Source organism: Vibrio gigantis (genome assembly GCF_024347515.1).
GTDB lineage: Bacteria > Pseudomonadota > Gammaproteobacteria > Enterobacterales > Vibrionaceae > Vibrio > Vibrio gigantis.
The window spans coordinates 1098166-1118365 of the sequence record NZ_AP025492.1 but is presented as its reverse complement, the minus strand read 5'-3'; the positions used below and the strand labels follow the sequence as shown (position 1 = coordinate 1118365).

Genomic DNA, 20200 nt, shown 5'->3' with positions numbered 1-20200 from the left:
CGATTAACCTAGTTGAATCAGTTCGATTTGGTAGCCGTCTGGGTCAGTAATAAAAGCGATGTGCGTTGAACCACCTTTCACTGGGCCAGCTTCGCGAGTAACGTTGCCACCTAGCGATTTGATCTTGTCGCATGCTGCGTAAATATCTTCTACACCCAATGCCAGATGACCAAACGCGCTGCCCATCTCGTACTCATTAGTATCCCAGTTGAACGTTAGCTCGATAGTCGTGCCGCCTTGCTCGTAGCCAACAAAAACCAATGTGTAGCGGTAGTCTTTATTTTCGTGGCGTTCAAGTTCTTTCATTCCCAATACCTTGGTGTAGAACTCGATAGACTTGTCTAAATCAGTAACTCGGATCATTGTGTGTAGGAATTTCATATTTCGCCCTTCGTACTTTAATCTCAGCCTCGTCGCGTGAAGCTAACTCGTCGCATGAAGCTAAGTAGTGTTCGTTGAGGTTAACCTTGAGGCCACCTATTTCTCTGTTGCTAGATATACTACTGAACACACACAAATCATGGAAATTATTAAACATTCTCATTTTAATAATTTTTTGTTATTAACATTTTGGGTAATCGACACAAAAAAGGGAAGCCAATGCTTCCCTTAGAGTTAGACTCTCAATTAAAACCGCAAGCGCCTATCTTGAAGCGCCTTCGACATTGCATCTGACGTACTGATGACTTGTTCTCTGAACCACTTATGAGCAGGGTCACTGTTCTGCTTCTTCAACCAAATCAGGTAGTGAGATATCGGCTGATATTCAAAGGGTGGTTTGAACAACTGCAAACTTAACTTTTCTTGGAACTGAATCGCCATAGATAAAGGCACTACAGTAATGTAATCGGATTGGCTACACAGCAAGATATTACTGAACAGCGAGCGTCCATGAAACACGATTTTACGCTGGGATAAATCCAAAGACGTGTAGTGATTCAAACTGCGAACTTTACGTCGGGTTCTGTCTAATACGGCATGTTTTTCACTCAGGAACTGAGCTTCACTGATTTCCCCTTGAATTCGCGGGTGATCAGCTCGACATACGATCACAAACTCCCCATCATACAAGGTTTCAGTGACGATACTTGGATGTTCAGGCACCACAATATCGATCATCGCATCAAACTCTTGAGTCAAAAGATCTTCGTAAATTCGCTCATCACTGTCTGGTTGATCAAAGACTTCTAGCGACAAGTTTTGATTAGGAAGCGCCGCGAAACTATTGAGCAGAACCCACTGTAAGTGCTCAGGTGCAGAAATCACAAACTTACGCTCAGAAGATTGCTCATCAAAATTAGCCATCGACTGAAACACGCCATTGAGTTCATTGATCGGCGCTTTTATCTGTTCGTATAAGCTTTGGGCATAAGACGTAGGCGCAACACCTCTTCCTTTACGAACAAAAAGCTCTTGGCCAATCTCTTTTTTTAAACGGGCTAACGCGGTACTGATGGTCGATTGGTTGGTACTGAGTTGATCCGCAGCTTTGCTTAAACTGCCCTGCTCCATCACTGCAGAAAACACGGCAAGTAGATTGAAGTTGGGGATGTCGTTGCTCATATATCATTACTCGTTAGGCGACCATGAGCACCATGCTATCGTAAAAACGATAGAATGAAATAGGAATCCCTCGTTTAAAGTCCCAAATTGAGACACTAACATCCCGCGTAATTCGTTTCTTAATAGGTTTCCCCCATGAAAAAACATTACCTTGCCATCACTATTGCGATGATGACGAGTCACGCGATACTTTCAAACCCTGCATTGGCTGCGGCGCACCTTCTTCCTGAGCTTGGTTCTCTCAACGCAAGTACCGCAGGAGCAGGGTCGGCAGCGTTAGCTGAAAGTGCGTTAACAGCATGGACGAACCCTGCCGCGATGTCTCAGCTAGAAAACCCTGAACTCACAGTCAACCTGGCCGGGCTCTACACAGACATCAATTATTCAGACACAAACCCAACAGAGCGTTTTGACAGTAACATTGATGCTGGCGGTTGGGCTCCGGTAGGGAGCTTCTACTTTGTCACCCCTATCAACGACAAATTTCACGCTGGTATTGCGTTAGCTTCTCAAGGTGGGTCTGGGATCGATTATGGTGATAACTTTTCTGGGCAGCGTTTATTAAAAAATGTTGAGTTCATGACCGTTCAACTGATGCCGTCAATATCTTACAAAGTGAATGAGCAGTTTTCATTAGGCGCCTCAGTCAATGCGGAATACCTCACTGCGAACGGCAAGTTGAATCCTTTTATCGGCTCTGGCGAGATAGGGGCTGAGCACTTATTCAAAGCAGACGCGGATGATTTCACCGTTGGCTACTCTCTCAGCGCCTTTTACCAACCGAACGAACAGCACCGTTTTGGCTTTATGTACCGTTCTGAACTTTCTCATTACGGCGAGGGGGATCTTCAACGTTCGGCTAGTGACACCAAGCGTGATGTTGGGCTCGACTTTATCATGCCTCAAAACATCCAGGTTAGTGGCGTGCACGCCGTCAATGATCAATGGGACATGCTGTGGAGTGTCACTTGGTATGACCTATCAACATGGAAAGACCTCACACTAGACATCAATGATAGCTCAATAAAAATTGTCGATCGTAACTTTGACGATGTGTGGAACCTAGCCATAGGTACTCATTACCAAATCACCCCAACCTTGCGACTAGAAACAGGCATCAGCTACGAGACTTCTCCTCAGGATGACGCAACTCATCAATATATGGATCTTCCTGTGGGCGAAACCAAACGTATTGGCGCGGGTGCCACCTATGCGCTCAACAAGAACTGGGAACTGCGCGCTTACTACGATTACATCGATCTGGATGAGCCTGAGCTTAATTACTCAAAGGGGCAAGTTATCAATGTTCAAGGCTCTTATGATAACAGCGCGCACTTCTTTGGTTTACAAGCGAACTACCGCTTCCTGTAAGCAGCGGTCTCGACCCTTTCGTCGTTTATTTACTAGTAATGCCCTCTTAAGTACACCACATCAAGACCTAGCTATCTGCTAGGTCTTTCTCTGTTTGTTCTTCAAATGCAATGTATCCCCCCTAATTCAACATTGTATTTGATTGGGTTAGATTACATATTCAATAGAACATAAACAAGACGATATTGTCTCGTTTATCATGACACTGTGTTCAGCATCATTGAGATATACATTTGAGGAATTAAAGCTACAATATTTCGAATTCAACACTCGACCATAAACAGAAACGTATTTTCTAGTGAGCACACCCAAATATTGAGCACGTCATTGATATAGATATCAAAGCGTCGAGAGTATTTTTCCAGTGTTCACAAACCTATTATCAGTTATATGTCATCCATCATTCGTTTCTATTACTCCTTTATTGTAAGAAGTGTGTAAAAAGATCAATTTCGCCAAATTGCTTATTGATGCTTTTATTAGTCATTTCATTGATCCAAACCAAATTAACTAGCGATGTTTTAAACCCGAATTTGAGCGCTAGCAAATAATTCAACCTACCGATTTAGAGTGATAGTAACTCATCGTAATTACGATATTATCAAATCGTAATTCTGGGTAGATACCGCTCAAAACTCTTCCTATTATCCTGCTAACAAATCAATTCTTAGCCAAAACAGAATGCTGACAAATGTTTTACAACACTATGTCATTGCCATGGAAGAGCCCCTCGACAACCGAGGTATTACACGTAAAGAAGACAATAACTAAAAGAACGAGTCAAATATTTCGTTCAACAGTACATAGTCATTCAACCTGCGTTTCTGACTAACAATAAGAATTGGTTTGTAGGGAAGCATATTCGCTTCTTGGTACCGAGAATCGGTTGTCTGGACTTAAATACCATCTATTACTTTTGTTTATTATGCGCACCAATCTACCCACATAATAGACATCTACTTTTTAAGATGTCATTAAAGGTTACTCCTAGGCTGCAAATTCTCTCTTCTTATTGATGTAGGTTGAGATATGAACTTTATAAAAATCGTTTTCCAGAAAATCTGGGCCATTGTGATGGTCTTGATTAAATTCTGCCTGTTTATGGCAGTGATGTTTGCTGGTGCATGGGCTCTTGCACCATTAGGCACAATCCACTCTAAAGACATCGACATGTCTCAGTTCAACAACCACCCCAATGAAATGATGATGAACTTCTTCCAGATGGAGTACTTCTCTGGTTACTTGTTCTCAGTGACAATCGCTGTGGTATTAGCCGGTGTTTACGGTATGTGGCAATTACATGAACTGGGGGTTCATAAAGCCAAAGAGCACAAAAGCGCTCACGTACAGATCGTGTTCGCACTGTCACTTTGCGGGCTTTTCATCAGCAAAACATTCTGGGTTATTGCCTTGGTGATCGCGTTAGCGAATTGGAAACATATTGGTCAGTCACTGAGTGATGTTATCCGTCGAGGTGTACAGCCAAAACAAGACTCCACAACAGAGACTGTCGTCAATCAAACATCACCTGAGAAACCAACGACAGAGCCATCTGCAGCAGAACAAGTGGCAACCAAACAGTCTTCAGTAGAACAGACTCCAACAGAACCAAACACTACAGCAAAAGAGGTCGCATAATGAAAGAGATGATGATTCCATACATCCTAATTGTATGGTCACTGTTTGCGACAGGCGCACTCAAGAAGAACTTTAAAAACTACACCTGGGCTGCCATTGGCGGTGTAACGATTCTTGCGGTATTAGCGGTTATCTCTCGTTTGTGGGCACCGGTTGATTTAACTAACTCAACCACAGTAAAAGCGCCACACGCGGTAATGTCACCAGTATTTGGCCAGCAGATTGATGAAATCCATGTTGACCATAACCAAATGGTGAAAGAGAACGATGTGCTTTACACACTCGTCGACATTAACTCTGCTGCTGACAAAGCGAAGATCGAATCTGAGATTGTTAAGAAAGAAGAGCAAATTAAACAGATGACGCGAGATCTTGAGCGTGCTGAAACATCACCAGAGATCTTCAATGCTCGTGATGTTGAGAAATACGACTCTGACTTGCGTGTAATGAACGCTGAACTGAATTCACTAGTTGCCGATCTTCAAAAAGTAAATTGGGCGCAAGAGAAAAAGACGATTCGTGCAGAGTTTGATGGCCAAGTCGCTATTGTGAACATTGCCGAAGGTTCAGTAATGGGCAACATGCACCTTTACAACACCAACAAGAAGTTTTTGGAAATGCGTGTTTCTGACCAAACCTACGGATATGTTCAGAAAGGTGATTTCGCTGAGTTCTTCGTTGATGCTTACCCAGGCCATGTTTTCCGAGCAAAAGTACACAGCTTCACGACAGGTACGGGCGAAGCAGCAATTTCACCATTCCAAGGGCCACAAAGCGTTGGCCAACACGTGGTAAGAAACGGTAATGGTTTAGGTCGTACTATCGTACTTGAGATCATCGAACCAGAAGGTTTCAACATCCCAATTGGTTCAACTGGCGCGGCTTGGATCTCTGCTGAGAAGCCACACCCGTTCTGGGGCTTCATTGATGTAATCGGTGCAGCAACGGTTCGTCTACAATCTTACAAGTCATACTTAGGTGCTTGGTAATACCTAGCCGCCTATTAATACTTAAGATCTTGATAAGAGCTTAAGCTCTTAGTAAACGATTAGCTCCTGGTAAACGACTAAGTACTCAATGATGTGACGGTTATTCGCTCGCATAACTGCCACTCATGAACCTGCGACTAATTTCAAAATAAATGCCCTGAATTTCAGGGCATTTTTGTATCTATACCAAGCTTTCGTGACTAATTGATTTAGATCAAATTAAATCGTTAATACAATTATTCATGAAATTAAACATCGTAAATTCGATATATCGAAATCATATTAGCGCGTAGATAACGACCTCTCCCACCTCTATCATTTGGCTCAAGAAATCCAATTCCTGTATCCAAATATAAGGTCACTACCATGACTAATACATTCAAAAAAATGGCACTCCCTGTCGCTATCGCGAGCGCTCTACTTGCTTCTGGCTTTGCATCTGCAACACCGGTTGTAGAAGCGACATCGAAAATAGGCCAAGAACTTCAGACATCAAATGCTGCGCAATACCAGAATATTGAACTTGATGCTCGCTACAAGAGCGAGGTTTTATTCGAGCACAAATCAAACATGTTCTGGGGCAAAGGCGAGCGTATCCAAGTTGTATCTAAAACTGGTAACTCTCTGGCTTACACAGAGGAATCTGACCACGTTCATCCAACTCTAACTAAGCATGGCCGAAAAATGGACCAAGCAATCATCAAAGTAGATGACAACATTTACCTTGGTTACGGTTTTGGTCTCGATACACCGGTCATGATTGAAGGCACTGACGGTATCATCATTGTTGATCCAGGTGAGTCGGTTGAAATGGCTCAATCGGTTAAAGAGCAGTTCCGTCAAATCACAGACAAGCCTGTTAAAGCAATCATCTACTCTCACAACCACATCGACCATATCTCTGGTGTTCGTGCATGGGTTACTGACGAAGAAGTGGCATCAGGTGAAGTAAAAATCATCGCTGAAGAAGGCCTTACCGCGGCAGTGGCTAACTGGTCTTCAAACCTAGGTACTCTATTTGGTCACCGCACTTCTTACACTGGCGCTAAGCACGTAGAAGAAGGCGAGCACGGAACAGTAAACGATGGCCTTGGCCCGCGCTTCATGCAAGGTGCTATCTCGTTCATTGAACCAAACCTGCTTGTACCAAGCCAAAGCCACATCGAAATCGAAATTGCTGGCGTTAAAATGCACATTGAGAACGTGCCTTCTGAAACCAAAGATGAGCTAGTGGTTTACTTCCCAGAGCAAAAAATCCTGCACGCGGCTGAAGTACTTCAAGGCGAGAACTTCCCTAACCTTCACACAATCCGTGGTACTAAATTCCGTGACCCATCAATGTGGTTCAAGGGCATCGACGTAATGCGTAAGTTCGACACTGAGATCATGATTAACTCTCACGGTCGTCCTGTTGAAGGTAAAGAAGCGGTATCTGACGTATTAACAGCTTACCGTGATGCAATTCAATACACGCATGACCAAACTATCCGTTACATGAACAAAGGTATGACGCCAGACGAGCTAGTTGAAGTCGTTAAACTTCCGAAGCACCTTGCAGAGCACCCGTGGTTAGGTGAGCACTACGGCACTGTTGCACACGCCGTGCGTCAGATTTACGTAGGTTACAACGGTTTCTTCGAAGGTGACCCATGGCAGCTAGAGCCAATGGCTTACGAGCAACGCGCTAAGGCCTTCGTAGAGGTCATGGGCGGTCGTGACAACATCCTTACTACTGCACAAGCAGCAATTAAGGCAGAAAATTACACATTTGCAGCAGAAATTCTTTCTTACCCGATCACGGTAAACAAGCAAGATATAGAAGCTCGCGAAATGAAAGCACAAGCTTACAAAGCATGGGCTGCTGACCAAGTGAACATCAACTGGCGTAACTGGGCACTTAACGCTGCCGCTGAACTTGAGAGCAAGCGTGACTTCTCTAATATGATCAGCTTCGCTTCTGTTGACGTTCTTACTGCGCTACCAAGCAAGCAGATCTTCGACATGATGACCTCAACGCTTATCGCAGAAAACTCGTTAGACGTAAACATGATGCTAACGTACAACTTCTCTGATACGAACGAAGCATTCACCATCGAAATCCGTAACGGTATTGCTCAGTTACACGAAGAAGCAGTGAAAGGTGCAGACGTTCAAATCGATACCACTCGTGCCGTACTGAACCAAATCTTGATTGCGGGTCCAAACGCTCAACAAGTGATTGGTACTAACCTACAGTCTGGTGCATTCAAGTTCTCGAATGGCGACATCAAAGGCTTCGGTCAATTCATGAGCTACTTCGATAAGCCAATGACTCCAGAAGAGATCATGCTCATCGTTCGTTAATAATCAAAGGCTGCTAAGGATGGCGAGTCGATAACTTAGGGACCCATTGTGGTCCCTTTATCGTTTATTTGTTAGTACAGTCGCTACCTTAACTCAACGATCTAGGTCCATTGTTGGAGTAAGGAAACTGCCCTGCTTCTTTTAAGGTTCACACATGCTAAAACGTTTTGTTCTTTTGCTTTCACTCAATTCTTCTCTGGTATTAGCTTGCGGCTTACACCAAGAAACCGGATTTAGTTTAGTGACAGAGCCCGGTTCACTAGAGGTGTTTGGCAATGTCATCACAGCCAGACAAGACGATGAACTCAACAATCTCAATAAACCTGATCACTTCCGACTCTTCGCCATCAAGGCTGCGCTTGCCAAGTCCTACCCAAGCAAAATAGAGTTCAACCTATTCGAAGCGATTAAAGGTCATTACAGCCAAGTGAAATTTGAAAAGGGTGTCGATGTGTCAGGCAGAGATACTTTGCCTACTGAAGAAGAGCTACTGTTAATTACTGAGTTAGATGTTTTCGATGCGCTAGCAACTGGCACCATATCTTGGGATCACGCGACACTAAACGGCTTAGTGATAATCAATGGCCCACAAGATAAACGAGAGCAGCTTGAAGATTGGCTTGGCGATATTTTTGCAGGGTAATTGCGTAAAGCGGGATAGATAAAAGGTCGTCAAACCCTCGGACTTCAGAACATGAGGATTCAACGACAAACTTAAATCAAAAAAGCACAGGCAGTGGAATCAGTTCTAACCCCAGCACACCACTGATGCTCATCACTACCAGCAGAGAGACCTTGAAGACAGTCTTTGACCACTGAATATAGTTGAGGCAATCGACTTTACGGAAGGTCACTTTAGTCCACATAAAGCAAACGGCAGCTGAGACCGCTAGGTATTCGTAACCCGCTTCTCCGAGCAAAAATAGCCCCAGAGCAACCGCGCCAAACGCGACTACATACGCTTTCATGTGTTGATGTGCTTTGTCGACGCCCTCTTTAACCGGCAACACAGGAATGCCTGCATCGCGGTAGTCTTGAATGCGAAACATCGCAATCGCATACGAATGTGGCATCTGCCATAAGCAGAACATGATGAACAACAGAACGGCTTCTAAGCTCAGGTAGTTAGTTACGCCAAGGTAGCCAACTAGAGGCGGAACCGCACCAGAAATACTGCCCACCAAGGTGCCGTAAACCGAATTACGCTTGTACCACATAGTGTAGAAAAAAACGTAGAACACATAGCCGAGCAACACCACCACCGCAGACATCGGATTAACGAATTGAAACAGCAACGCCGTGCCAGCCAACAACATGACTAACGCATAAATAAATGCGACGTCTATGTTGATGTTGCCCTGAACCAATTCGCGGTTCTGAGTACGTTTCATTTTCTGGTCGATATCTCGGTCAAAGATGTTATTCACCACACAACCTGATGCAATCACAAGCCCTACACCCGCTAACGTCGTCAGTAACAACATCGCACTGGCTGGTTCTGTTTTGGCGGCGAGGAAGAACCCCGCCGCAACAGAAATCAGGTTGCCGAAAATGATGCCCGGTTTGGTAATAGACAAATAACTTTTCAGCATACCCTAGCCTACAACTTCATGTTGACGTTCATGTTGTAGATGATCCATACCGAGCCAGCGATCAGAATCAATACAACAATGGCGGTAAACATCAGCGACACCAAGTTCCAACGCCCATCAGAAGACTTCGCTTCCATGTGCAAGAAGTACTTAAAGTGCACAAAGATTTGCACCAGCGCACAACCGAACAAGATCACGTAAGTTTCCGCGCTTGGTAACGCATGCGCCCACACAATGTAGAACGGAATAACGGTTAAAATCAGTGACGCAATAAAGCCTTTCACATAATCCGTTGCACCGCTGTCTAGATGCTGTTCCATTACATCACCCCCATTAAGTACACGATGGTAAATACACAAATCCAAACAATATCTAGGAAGTGCCAGAACAAGCTCAAACACTGGAAACGCATCGACATGTTGTCGTTCAAGCCTTTGGTTGAAAGCTGATGATACGCCACTGCCATCCAGATAAGACCGAAGGTTACGTGAAAACCGTGTGTACCAACCAAGGTAAAGAACGCAGAAAGGAACGCACTCTCTTGAGGGCCATAGCCTTCTGCAATCAGGTGATGGAACTCATACACTTCCATACAGATAAAGGCTAAGCCCAATACGAAAGTAACTTTGATCCATCGCTTCAGTCCTAGAACGTCTTTGCGCTTCATCGCAATCATGCCAAAACCAAAGGTGATACTACTGAACAGCAGCATCATGGTTTCGACAAACACGAACGGCAGTTCAAAGATGTCTTTACCTGTCGGCCCAGCAATTGAGCCACTCTCAAGCACGGCATAAGTCGCGAAAAGCGTGGCAAACAGGACACAGTCACTCATCAAGTAAACCCAGAAGCCAAACAACTTATTGCCTGCGGCTTCGTGGTGATGATCATGCGAGTGTGCAAGATCATAAGTGTGTGACGGAGTATTAGCTTGCATACGTCGTCTCCAAATCATCTTTGTTTTCGTTGTTATCACTGTCACTGTTACCGCGACCAGAGTTGTCGTTCACTGACTGTTTCTTCGCTTCTTCAAGCTGTGCACGTCGAGCTGCTTCAATCGCTTTGATCTCTTCAACTTCCACGTAGTAATCCACATCGTCGTTGTAGCTGTGTTGAATACACGTCACCACGATGCCCACTAGGCTTGCTGCTGCTAACCACCAGATATACCAGATCATTGCGAAGCCAAATGCCAACGCCCAAGCAGACACATAAATACCCGTCGGTGTGTTCTTCGGCATATGAATACGTTCGTATTCTTCTTCCTGAGTTGGGTCAAACTCACCACTTTGCTTTTGATACCAGAACGAATCGATCTCATCGCCCTTAGGCAATTTTGCAAAGTTGTAGAACGGCGGTGGTGAAGACGTTGCCCATTCGAATGTACGTCCACCCCATGGGTCACCCGTTAGGTCACGGTTCTGATCGCGGTCGCGAACACTCACATAGATCTGAACGAATTGACACACAACACCCATCGCAATCACACCTGTACCTGCAGCCGCAACCGCCAGTAGAGGGAAGAACTCAGGGTTAATGTCTTGGCTCAAACGACGCGTCATGCCCATAAAGCCCAGAGCATAAAGCGGCAAGAACGCCATCAAGAAACCGATGATCCAACAGTAGAATGCGCGTTTACCCCAAAGCTCGTTCAGAGTGAAACCGGTCGCTTTCGGGAACCAGTAGCCAATCGCAGCAAAACAACCGAAAACAACGCCACCAATGATTACGTTGTGAAAGTGCGCGATCAGGAATACAGAGTTATGCAGAATGAAATCTGCGCCCGGTACCGCCATCAATACGCCCGTCATACCACCAACGGTAAAGGTAATTAGGAAGCCCACTGTCCACATCATTGGCGTGGTAAAACGGATGCGTCCTTTGTACATGGTGAATAGCCAGTTGAAGATCTTAACCCCGGTTGGGATAGAGATAATCATGGTCGCGATGCCGAAGAAGGCATTCACATTGGCGCCAGAACCCATGGTGAAGAAGTGATGCAGCCAAACCACAAACGCCAAAATAGTGATAGCCACTGTCGCCCATACCAACGAGGTATAACCAAACAGTTTCTTGCGTGAGAAGGTTGCAGTAACTTCAGAGAACACACCGAAGATAGGCAAAATTAGGATGTACACCTCAGGGTGTCCCCATGCCCAAATCAAGTTCACATACATCATCACGTTGCCACCAAGATCATTGGTGAAGAAGTGCGTGCCGATGTATCTATCCAAAGTCAGTAACGCGATGGTAACCGTTAGGATAGGGAAAGAGATGATGATCAGGATGTTGGCACACAGAGATGCCCACGTGAATACTGGCATCTTCATCATTGGCATAGACGGAGTACGCATGCGCAAAATAGTAGCGAAGAAATTCACACCCGTTAACGTGGTACCCACACCGGATATTTGCAGCGCCCATATCCAATAATCGACCCCGACTCCCGGACTGGCCTCAATACCAGAAAGCGGCGGGTACGCCAACCAACCCGTACGACCAAACTCACCTAAGCCCAGTGACATGTTAGTTAGGATGATACCCACTACAAACAGCCAGAAGCTCAAGTTATTCAGATAAGGAAATGCAACATCACGGGCACCGATTTGCAGCGGAACGATGATGTTCATCAAACCGATAACCAAAGGCATCGCTACGAAGAAAATCATGATCACGCCGTGAGCTGTGAAGATCTGGTCGTAGTGATGTGGCGGTAAATAGCCTGTCTCACCGGCTGCAGAAAGCAATTGCTGACTACGCATCATGACTGCATCGGCAAAGCCACGAACTAACATCACCATTGCCACAGCAATGTACATGAAGCCCAATTTTTTGTGGTCTACTGAAGTAAACCATTCATTCCAGAGGTATTGCCATTTACCGGCTTTTGTTACCGCATACACCACTAAACCACCCACTAAAGCGATCATGGTTAACGTGAACAAAATAATGGGTTCGTGGTAGGGAATTGAGTCTAGAGTTAATCTTCCAAACATGACGATTATCCTTGGGTTTCCGGCAAACAGTTCATTGAACCAGGGTGCTGGGTCACGACATCGGTGAATAAAAATGGTGGGATACTGGAGAACAAAGTCACAGGTTCAGCCACACTCGGCGCTGCCAATGAACGGAACTGCTCCCAATCTTCAATACGGTCGGGGCTTGCTTTCACTTTTTCCACCCAGTTTAGAAATGCCACCTGATCAGGCATAGCCGATGCGGTAAATTTCATCTGTGAGAAACCTTTGCCACTGTAGTTCGATGCAAAACCTTTGAAGTCACCTTCGTGGTTAGCAATCAAGTTCAGCTTGGTCACCATTCCCGGCATCGCGTAGATTTGCGAACCAAGACGCGGGATAAAGAACGCGTTCATGATGTTGTCTGAAGTCAGCTTAAACGTCACCGGTACGTCTTTCGGAAACGCAACATAGTTAACCGTCGCAATGTTTTGCTCCGGATAGATGAACAGCCATTTCCAGTCCAGAGAGACCACTTCAATCACCATAGGCTGCACATCACTTTCCAGAGGCTTGGAGGGCTCCAGTTCGTGTGTTGTTCGCCAAGTGATGGTGGCAAGAATCGCAATGATGATGATTGGAATCGTCCATACCACCACTTCAATCTTGGTTGAATGCGCCCAATCAGGTGCATACTCTTCTGTGGTATTGCTTTCGCGGTATCGGTAAGCAAAGTAGATGGTCATCAGAATCACAGGGATGACAACAATCAGCATCAGCAACAGAGCCGTAATAATCAGCTCCTTTTCCTGAACGCCAACGCTACCTTTTGGGTCGAGCAATGCGGAGTTACATCCTTCGAGCATCAGGACGGTTCCCACCAAACCAATCCTCGACAGATTTGCTCTCGATAAAATGCATTTATATCTTGAAGCTTCCATTAACTTTCTCGATGGTTATCCAGCCTCAGAACGAACGCCCGAGTACTGGTTGTCATGGTCATTAGAATATTTATGTGTTGAGCATGTGAAACGACGCATCTCAAAGCGAAACTGAATTAAACCCATCTCAGCACAGTTAAAACTGCCGAATTAAAACGACAGCACACCGCAGCCGAAATATTGCCGCACGGTTAAAACCACACAAAAAATATGACTTAATTGTTACACTTTGAAATACATTGTTACATTTGACGCATTATGAGGAGTCGAAATTGAAAGCTCACCAAACAAACTTGGAAACTAACCTTCCAGTTATGAAAGTGAAACATGGAAAACAGAGAGGAATTCAGCCGCACGACATAGGCGTGCTACACATACAAAGCCAACAGTGATAAGGGGTGAGTAAGGTTCTGAAAAATCAGCGACCAACAATGACAAAGCGAAGTGATGTTTGGGTACATTAGAAAGAGCGAATTAAACAAAGCGTGATGAACATCAAATTTATGAATTCACCTGTAATTTTAAAGGTATTTAGAAAAGATATTGCTTTGACCAGCAAACCATTAGGTATTCGAATGGCACACTGCTTTTTATCGATAAGAATGCCAGTGATGTAGTAACAAGTAATGGCCAAGATCGATCTAGAAAGCCGATTTAACGAGTATTTTAAGCAGGTATTACTCCCCTCAAATGAGAGGAGTAATAGTCATTAAGAGAGATATTATGCTGTTGCTGTGACAACTTTCTTGCGCTGATTTTTAGTCATCAAGTGATAAACCACAGGCACAAAGTAGAAAGAAATCAGCGTGGTTAACACGGTTCCGCCAACAATCGCGACCGCGAACGGAGGCCAGAAACCACCACCAGCAATGATCAATGGCATGAAGCCACCAACAGTTGTAATTGTGGTCGAACTGATATGACGCGTACACGACATCACCGCCTCAACAACTGCATCGACATTCCCAGAAGAAGCTTCCTTGTCTAGCTTCAATTCGGTCAGAATCACGATAGCCGCGTTGATAGCTAAACCGGCAATCCCGAGCATCGCAATGATCACCGTAAAACCGAACGGATAGCCGAAGATCCACACCGACAGCAACCCTAGACCACCAGCCAATCCCGCCACCATGAAGATGATGCTACTCATTCGGAACGAGTTAAACGACATCACCACCACCAACACCATCAATACCACCACAACTGCGACATTCGAGATGAGGCTGTTGACTGAATTATCTCGTTCGGCGGATTCACCACCAAAACCAATCGTATAACCCGATGGCATCTGATAGCTTTCTAGGCGTTTTTGGAATTCATTGAGCACGGTTTGTGGCAAGACTCCCGCTTCAATGTAGCCCTCAATGGTATTCACACGTTGACCATTTCTGCGGGTAATCGCACCACGGCTTGTGGTTAATTCAAGTTCGGCCAGTGTCGATACGTTAATACCCGTTGAGTACACCTCAGAGCTAATTGGCAAACGAATATTGCTTAAATGCGCCAAGTTTTCACGCGCTTCATCTGCGACACGAACACGGATCGGTACCGATTCACTGCCCTCAATCACAGAGCCACTTTCACGGCCAGTCAGTGTGGTTTGCAACATGCTAGCAAACTGATTCAGTGAAATACCGTTGAGTTTTGCCGTATCTTCATCGACCTTCAACCACACCTTTGGCGTACCCGGTTGCAGCGTTTCCCTTGTGTGAGTGACATGAGGAACACCGGCCAAAATCAGACGAACATCTTCACCAATCGCTTTCAAAGTATCGAGGTTTTCACCATAAACACGCAGCTCAACTGGCGCAGTAAATGGAGGCCCTTGATTAAGCTTACGTACCAAGATTTGTGCTTCCGGTACCTCTTCATCCAACACCTTTTGCAGCTCAGGAATCAACGCATTCGCTTGAGCAAAGTTTTCCGTTTTGACCATGGCTTGCGAGAAGTACGGCGCGTTGTTTTGCCTTGCCTGCAAGTTGTAATAGAAAGATGGGAAGTTTGCACCCACCAGCCAATCAATGCGCTCCACTTCTGGATAGCGGTGGATGATGTCGTCTATATTTTCCGAGGTATTCTTGGTCGCATAAATGCTCGCTTGAGGTGGCATGTACACCTGAATCTCAAACATGTCTCTGTCTGATGGTGGGAAGAACTGCTCAGTAAGTTGAGACATGCTCCAGTAGCCAGTAAACGGCACCAACAATACCAACGCAATAGTGATGATGGGATGTGTCACACCAAAACGGACAGAAGACGAGAACCAACGTGTTAAAGCAGGAATTCTTAAGCCCGTCATGTACCAGTGATGTTGGCCTTTCTTATCCACATCACTGAGTTGTTTCGGCAGTAGCTTGGTCGCTAAACCTGCAATCAAGGTGTGCGAAATCACATAGGAACCGATCAATGAGAACGACACCGTAATCGCGATACCACCGACAAACTCACCCGATGCACCTGGCATCAGAATTATCGGGGCAAACGCCAATACCGTAGTTAATGTTGAACCCAGCAAAGGCACCCACAAGTGCTTCAACGCATTCATGGTTGCTTCAGCTCGTTGTTGTCCTTTCAAGCGGTAAGCCTGAATGGTATCAACCATCACCACCGCGTTATCGACCATGATCCCTAGCGCTACTATTAATCCTGTCACCGACATTTGGTTGATTGGCACACCGGTCATTTTCATGATCGACAGCGTAAGCAGTGAAGTGAGTGGCAGAGAAATCGCCACCAATATTGCCGCGCGCACACCTAAGGTCACGAACAATACAATCAAGATCAAACCGAAGCCGATCATCAAGCTTTTGCCTAAATCATCTAGGCGAGTTTCGGTATAGCCCTGCTGATTGAACAACACGGTGACATCGATATTGCTTGGCAGCTCTTGTTGAAATTTTTCAATCAGAGCGTTCGCTCGCGACGTCCAGTTATCGACTCGGAGATCAGGGTGCATTCTCGCCGCGACAATCACACCCGGCTCACCATCAATAATCGCAATCTGATCTTGTGGGGTTTTCTCACCACGCCTCACCGATGCGATGTCTTCCATGCGAATGATGTGACCATTGCTGTCCGTGGCAATTGGGACTTGCTTGATGCGTTCAATGGAATCCAGTTCAGATTGTATTTCTAAACCAAAGCGAGAATACGCACTAACCAGTTCACCCGCCGAGTTCTTTGCATCCGCCCCTTCGAGCGACTCAGCGATATTGGCACTCGAACGCCCTAGAGCTGCGGCATCAGCAGTGCGCAAGCTGATCTGAATTTCTTCTTGCGGCATCCCATATTCATCAACGAATTCAGTACCCGACAAGGTTCGTAACCGCTTAGCCAGTTCTTTAGCATAACGCCCGAGGGTCAATCGGTCTGGCTCGCCTGCACCCGACCAAGTCAATGATGCGATGGTTGTGAAAGCATAGGTATGGTCACTGTCGAGATCAGGAGAATGGGCACCCGCAGGTAAAATGGATTCGATGTCAGACAGTTTGTCACGCGCTTGCGACCAAACCGGTTCTGGCTCGGTGATAGTGTCATTCAATTCTAACGTGACAATAGACACGCTCGGCCTTGAGGTTGAACTCACGAGTTTAACTTCACTCAGCTCACGAAGCTTATTCTCAATCACCTCAGTGACTAGCGTTTCTACACGTTCTGCGCTGGCTCCGGGAAAGCTGGTTGTGATGTTGGCGTAACGGTTGATGATCACCGGGTCTTCTGCACGCGGCAGCGTCATGAAAGCAGAAATACCACTCACCATCAGCAGCGCTGTCATCAAGATGAGCAGTCGAGTATTGGAAATAGTCTCTATAATTTTCATACTATTACCTACTCAGCTACGCTGACTGGCTTCACGATTTGACCAGGAACCAAGCGATGTAAACCACTTGCGATCACCTGTTCGCCATCCTCGATTGCACCACTCACATACGCTTGTTGATTGTTGGCAAACAACACCTGAACGCTGCGGCGCTCAACTTTGTTGTCGCCACCAATGACAAAGATATTCCACACACCGCGTAAACCATCAATCAAACCAGTTAATGGCACCCAGTAACCTGAGTCATCAATCTGCTCATCAAATTTAAGGTAGGCAAGTTGCCCTTCCAATACCGAAGATTGCTCAGGGAACAGGTAGCGCAAACCGACACTTCGAGATTGTGTGTCGACCATTGCCCCTGGATTCAATAGCTCTACTGCATAATCGTTACGTCCAACTCGAATACTAGGCGCAGAGAGTGAGGTGACTTTCTGCATTTGGTGAGCAGGAATACCGATGAAGGCCTCTTTACCTTCAGAAGCGAGCAATGTAAGAGTTGGGTTACCCACATTGACCACATCTCCGAGAGAGACAAAACGGGTGGCGATGGTACCAGAGTAAGGAGCAAGCACTGTCGATTTCACCAGCTTCAATTGATTGCCTTTTACGGAGGCCTCAATGCGCAGCAAGTTCGCCTGCAATACACGTTGCTCACTAGTAAGAGAGTCAATCTCCGCTTCGGCACTGAAGCCTTTCGCTTTCAATGAGCGTTGGCGTTTTAGGTTCGCGGCAACAAGGCTCAGTTGAGCTTTCACTTCTTCAGCCTGTGCTTTCAGCTGGCTAGACTCGGTTTCCAATAGCTGGGTATCCAATCGAATCAACGGCTGACCCGTTGTGACTGTGTCACCTACATCTACCAGAATCTCATTTACTTTGCCCGCCAGTTCAAAGCCTAAATTCGCTTGCTGTCCCGCCTTTACCACACCGACATATTCACGTTGTACTTCATATGATGGAGAGCGTTCTAGGGCGACCGTTTCTACCTTCAAGACTGTCGATGCAGCACCATTCGCTCCGGTGTTACTCGCTGCGTCGGATGTTGCCTCGGCTTGTGTATTTTCACCACACCCAACAAGAAGAGTCGACAACGCCACTGTCACTGCGCTTCCCTTCATCAATTTATACATACGTACTGTTCCTATGCGGTACTCAATTATGTTCTTTTTTTAGACTAACCAAATCAAACTAGACTGTCTAGTTTGATTGTGTTAAAAATAAGTTTCATCGTTAATGATTGATAAAACCATCACAAAAAGCATAATGCTAGCGCACAACAAGTTAGCAATAGGTAGCGAGAGATAAGCACGTGACGAAAATCATCAAAAGTGAACAGAAGAGATCGCAGATATTAACCGCAGCAAGTAAGCTTTTCTCTGAACATGGCTTCAAGATCAATATGGATCAGATAGCCAAAGCAGCGAACGTTTCCAAGCAAACGGTCTACTCTCACTTTAAAAACAAAGACGTGCTTTTTGAAACTTGCATGCAAACCAAGTGTGCCGAGCGTGAACTGAGCCACTCAGCCTTCGATATGAATGCTACTTTGGAAGATGAATTGGTGAAGTTTGGTGTGAAGTTTCAGGATTTATTGCTTGATGAACAGTCACGACAAACCTTTCAGAACGCGGTCAGCCAATCCAACACGCACCCAGAAATAGCCTCTATCTATCTAGAAACCGGCCCTCAAAAAACCACCAAGTTACTCGCCGATTACCTACAGTCGAAGATAGATTCTGGTAATCTCACACTGTCGACATCAAGCTCACCGATCATTGCGGCTCGTCAGTTACTGCTGATGTTTCATGGTAAATCAGCCTATTGGTCGTTCTTCGGCCATGATAGCGGCGAATCTGATGAAGAAAGACTCAGCTACACGCGCGAATGCGTTGCACTTTTCTTGAATGGAAACCAGCCTCGCTAGTTCTAGTTTGATGGTGAAATAAAACGCGGACATCAAAAACGAGAGCAGAAGTTACTGAGAAGCCGACGCTAGCAACAGTTCATAAAAACGTTTAGCGGCGGGGCCTGTCTTCACGCCTTTTGGTAACGTTAGATGCAGCGGAACCTGATAACCACTGCCATTTTCCACGTTCAACACCGTTAGCTTCTCACCGCCTCGGCTTCCCACAATATGCTTTGGCAGTCTGCAATAACCTACTCCCTGCTCTACCGCACCAAAAGCATGATCAAAATTATCGACCGTAATACGCTGACTCGACTTCAACCAACCCACATCTTTCTTCTCTCCCAGCTTTTCAACCGAACCTAAGTCCCTGACCACTATTTGTGGTAACGACGACAACTGATTAAGCGATATGGATGATGCATTAGCCAAAGGGTGCGAACTGGCGACAACAGGCTCCATCTTGGTAAATCCAAAGGCTTCAGCCGAGTAATTGGTTATGGGTAGATTAATGATGGCAACATCGGCTCGTTCTTGAGTGACCATTTCGGTGGTCTTCGACAGTGATGTTTCTACCACTTGTATCGACGTACTGTTGTTCTCTGCCATAAACGCAGCCATCGGCTTATAAAGACGCTCAAGGCAGCACAAATGATCAACTGCGACCACGATTTCAGATTCGACTCCCTTTGCTAACTGCTCACTGATCAGTTCAAGTTCTCGCGCTTGTTCCAGCATGCTGCTCGCCCTGCGCAATAAGGCTTTGCCGTCTTCCGACAATACCGCCCTGCGTCCTTCAACTTGAACCAAAGACACGCCCAATTGATCTTCCAGTTTTCTCAACGCATAGATCAGCGTGGTATGGCTCTTATTCAGTTGCAATGCCGCCGCCTGAATACTACCAGCACGGTCTATCTCATAGAGTGTTTGCCATTGGTCGAGGGTAGTCTTTAATCTCATTGGTCTAAAATCCTGACAGTTAATGGCAATATTATGAACTTTTCTGTCTGTTTTTTACAGGTAATATCTATTTCAACAGGCAATATAAATCTCAACAACAAACGAGAATGGCTTGTTTGTCTT

The 20200-nt window shown here is 45.6% G+C and carries 16 protein-coding genes; 6 read left to right on the top strand and 10 right to left on the bottom strand.

The window, feature by feature from the left end:
- Positions 1 to 3: 3 nt before the first annotated feature.
- Together gloA and OCV56_RS05085 are read right to left on the bottom strand one after the other, a co-directional pair.
- Positions 4 to 381, bottom strand: a complete 378-nt coding sequence (gloA, locus tag OCV56_RS05090; protein ID WP_086712238.1) for a lactoylglutathione lyase — start codon at positions 379 to 381, stop codon at positions 4 to 6.
- A 246-nt stretch (positions 382 to 627) separates the two neighbouring features.
- Positions 628 to 1563 (bottom strand): LysR family transcriptional regulator, encoded by a 936-nt coding sequence (locus tag OCV56_RS05085; RefSeq protein ID WP_086712239.1) that lies wholly within the window; start codon positions 1561 to 1563, stop codon positions 628 to 630.
- Positions 1564 to 1698: 135 nt separating this feature from the next.
- Between OCV56_RS05085 and OCV56_RS05080 the strand changes: the two genes are divergently transcribed.
- The 5 genes from OCV56_RS05080 to OCV56_RS05060 all read left to right on the top strand — a co-directional run bounded on the left by OCV56_RS05080 (position 1699) and on the right by OCV56_RS05060 (position 8547).
- Entirely contained in the window at positions 1699 to 2934 is a 1236-nt protein-coding gene (locus OCV56_RS05080; protein ID WP_086712240.1) for an OmpP1/FadL family transporter, read from the top strand.
- 1029 nt (positions 2935 to 3963) lie between these two features.
- Positions 3964 to 4572, top strand: a complete 609-nt coding sequence (locus OCV56_RS05075) for a magnesium transporter (protein WP_086712241.1) — start codon at positions 3964 to 3966, stop codon at positions 4570 to 4572.
- Positions 4572 to 5561 (top strand): efflux RND transporter periplasmic adaptor subunit, encoded by a 990-nt coding sequence (locus OCV56_RS05070; protein WP_086712242.1) that lies wholly within the window; start codon positions 4572 to 4574, stop codon positions 5559 to 5561. The genes OCV56_RS05075 and OCV56_RS05070 overlap by 1 nt, the downstream gene beginning before the upstream one ends.
- Before the next feature lie 366 nt (positions 5562 to 5927).
- Positions 5928 to 7904 carry an alkyl sulfatase dimerization domain-containing protein gene (locus OCV56_RS05065; RefSeq protein ID WP_086712243.1) on the top strand — a complete coding sequence of 659 codons (1977 nt, stop codon included), beginning with the start codon at positions 5928 to 5930 and terminating at the stop codon, positions 7902 to 7904.
- Positions 7905 to 8058: 154 nt separating this feature from the next.
- A complete protein-coding gene (locus tag OCV56_RS05060) occupies positions 8059 to 8547 on the top strand; it encodes a hypothetical protein (protein WP_086712244.1) in 489 nt (162 codons plus the stop codon).
- Between the two features lie 76 nt (positions 8548 to 8623).
- On the opposite strand, the gene cyoE is transcribed toward OCV56_RS05060, so the two are convergent.
- The 7 genes from cyoE to OCV56_RS05025 all read right to left on the bottom strand — a co-directional run bounded on the left by cyoE (position 8624) and on the right by OCV56_RS05025 (position 18341).
- The gene (cyoE, locus tag OCV56_RS05055; RefSeq protein WP_086712245.1) at positions 8624 to 9496 is read right to left on the bottom strand and encodes a heme o synthase; all 873 of its coding nucleotides are present in this window, start codon (positions 9494 to 9496) and stop codon (positions 8624 to 8626) included.
- Positions 9497 to 9504: 8 nt separating this feature from the next.
- Complete coding sequence (gene cyoD / locus OCV56_RS05050; protein ID WP_086712246.1) at positions 9505 to 9816, bottom strand: cytochrome o ubiquinol oxidase subunit IV; 312 nt, start codon at positions 9814 to 9816, stop codon at positions 9505 to 9507.
- Positions 9816 to 10433 (bottom strand): cytochrome o ubiquinol oxidase subunit III, encoded by a 618-nt coding sequence (gene cyoC, locus OCV56_RS05045; protein ID WP_228761223.1) that lies wholly within the window; start codon positions 10431 to 10433, stop codon positions 9816 to 9818. The genes cyoD and cyoC overlap by 1 nt, the downstream gene beginning before the upstream one ends.
- Positions 10423 to 12492 (bottom strand): cytochrome o ubiquinol oxidase subunit I, encoded by a 2070-nt coding sequence (gene cyoB / locus OCV56_RS05040; protein ID WP_086712248.1) that lies wholly within the window; start codon positions 12490 to 12492, stop codon positions 10423 to 10425. Before cyoB ends, cyoC begins: the two co-directional genes overlap by 11 nt.
- A gap of 5 nt (positions 12493 to 12497) precedes the next feature.
- Positions 12498 to 13394 carry a ubiquinol oxidase subunit II gene (cyoA, locus tag OCV56_RS05035; RefSeq protein ID WP_086712249.1) on the bottom strand — a complete coding sequence of 299 codons (897 nt, stop codon included), beginning with the start codon at positions 13392 to 13394 and terminating at the stop codon, positions 12498 to 12500.
- A 721-nt stretch (positions 13395 to 14115) separates the two neighbouring features.
- Positions 14116 to 17214 (bottom strand): efflux RND transporter permease subunit, encoded by a 3099-nt coding sequence (locus tag OCV56_RS05030; RefSeq protein ID WP_086712250.1) that lies wholly within the window; start codon positions 17212 to 17214, stop codon positions 14116 to 14118.
- 8 nt (positions 17215 to 17222) lie between these two features.
- Complete coding sequence (locus OCV56_RS05025) at positions 17223 to 18341, bottom strand: efflux RND transporter periplasmic adaptor subunit (RefSeq protein ID WP_086712251.1); 1119 nt, start codon at positions 18339 to 18341, stop codon at positions 17223 to 17225.
- 179 nt (positions 18342 to 18520) lie between these two features.
- Here OCV56_RS05025 and OCV56_RS05020 point away from each other — a divergent pair, with 179 nt between their 5' ends.
- Entirely contained in the window at positions 18521 to 19135 is a 615-nt protein-coding gene (locus tag OCV56_RS05020) for a TetR/AcrR family transcriptional regulator (RefSeq protein ID WP_086712252.1), read from the top strand.
- A gap of 51 nt (positions 19136 to 19186) precedes the next feature.
- On the opposite strand, the gene OCV56_RS05015 is transcribed toward OCV56_RS05020, so the two are convergent.
- On the bottom strand, positions 19187 to 20077 hold the full coding sequence (locus tag OCV56_RS05015) for a LysR family transcriptional regulator (RefSeq protein ID WP_086712253.1): 891 nt from the start codon (positions 20075 to 20077) through the stop codon (positions 19187 to 19189).
- Positions 20078 to 20200: the final 123 nt, after the last annotated feature.

What these genes read in the sequence shown, in the direction of transcription:
- cyoA (WP_086712249.1), bottom strand. Translation starts at nt 13,394, where the DNA reads ATGGAAGCTTCAAGATATAAATGCATTTTATCGAGAGCAAATCTGTCG.
- OCV56_RS05060 (WP_086712244.1), top strand. Translation starts at nt 8,059, where the DNA reads ATGCTAAAACGTTTTGTTCTTTTGCTTTCACTCAATTCTTCTCTGGTA.
- OCV56_RS05065 (WP_086712243.1), top strand. Translation starts at nt 5,928, where the DNA reads ATGACTAATACATTCAAAAAAATGGCACTCCCTGTCGCTATCGCGAGC.
- OCV56_RS05080 (WP_086712240.1), top strand. Translation starts at nt 1,699, where the DNA reads ATGAAAAAACATTACCTTGCCATCACTATTGCGATGATGACGAGTCAC.
- gloA (WP_086712238.1), bottom strand. Translation starts at nt 381, where the DNA reads ATGAAATTCCTACACACAATGATCCGAGTTACTGATTTAGACAAGTCT.
- OCV56_RS05070 (WP_086712242.1), top strand. Translation starts at nt 4,572, where the DNA reads ATGAAAGAGATGATGATTCCATACATCCTAATTGTATGGTCACTGTTT.
- OCV56_RS05030 (WP_086712250.1), bottom strand. Translation starts at nt 17,214, where the DNA reads ATGAAAATTATAGAGACTATTTCCAATACTCGACTGCTCATCTTGATG.
- OCV56_RS05025 (WP_086712251.1), bottom strand. Translation starts at nt 18,341, where the DNA reads ATGTATAAATTGATGAAGGGAAGCGCAGTGACAGTGGCGTTGTCGACT.
- OCV56_RS05015 (WP_086712253.1), bottom strand. Translation starts at nt 20,077, where the DNA reads ATGAGATTAAAGACTACCCTCGACCAATGGCAAACACTCTATGAGATA.
- cyoC (WP_228761223.1), bottom strand. Translation starts at nt 10,433, where the DNA reads ATGCAAGCTAATACTCCGTCACACACTTATGATCTTGCACACTCGCAT.
- cyoE (WP_086712245.1), bottom strand. Translation starts at nt 9,496, where the DNA reads ATGCTGAAAAGTTATTTGTCTATTACCAAACCGGGCATCATTTTCGGC.
- cyoD (WP_086712246.1), bottom strand. Translation starts at nt 9,816, where the DNA reads ATGGAACAGCATCTAGACAGCGGTGCAACGGATTATGTGAAAGGCTTT.
- OCV56_RS05075 (WP_086712241.1), top strand. Translation starts at nt 3,964, where the DNA reads ATGAACTTTATAAAAATCGTTTTCCAGAAAATCTGGGCCATTGTGATG.
- OCV56_RS05085 (WP_086712239.1), bottom strand. Translation starts at nt 1,563, where the DNA reads ATGAGCAACGACATCCCCAACTTCAATCTACTTGCCGTGTTTTCTGCA.
- cyoB (WP_086712248.1), bottom strand. Translation starts at nt 12,492, where the DNA reads ATGTTTGGAAGATTAACTCTAGACTCAATTCCCTACCACGAACCCATT.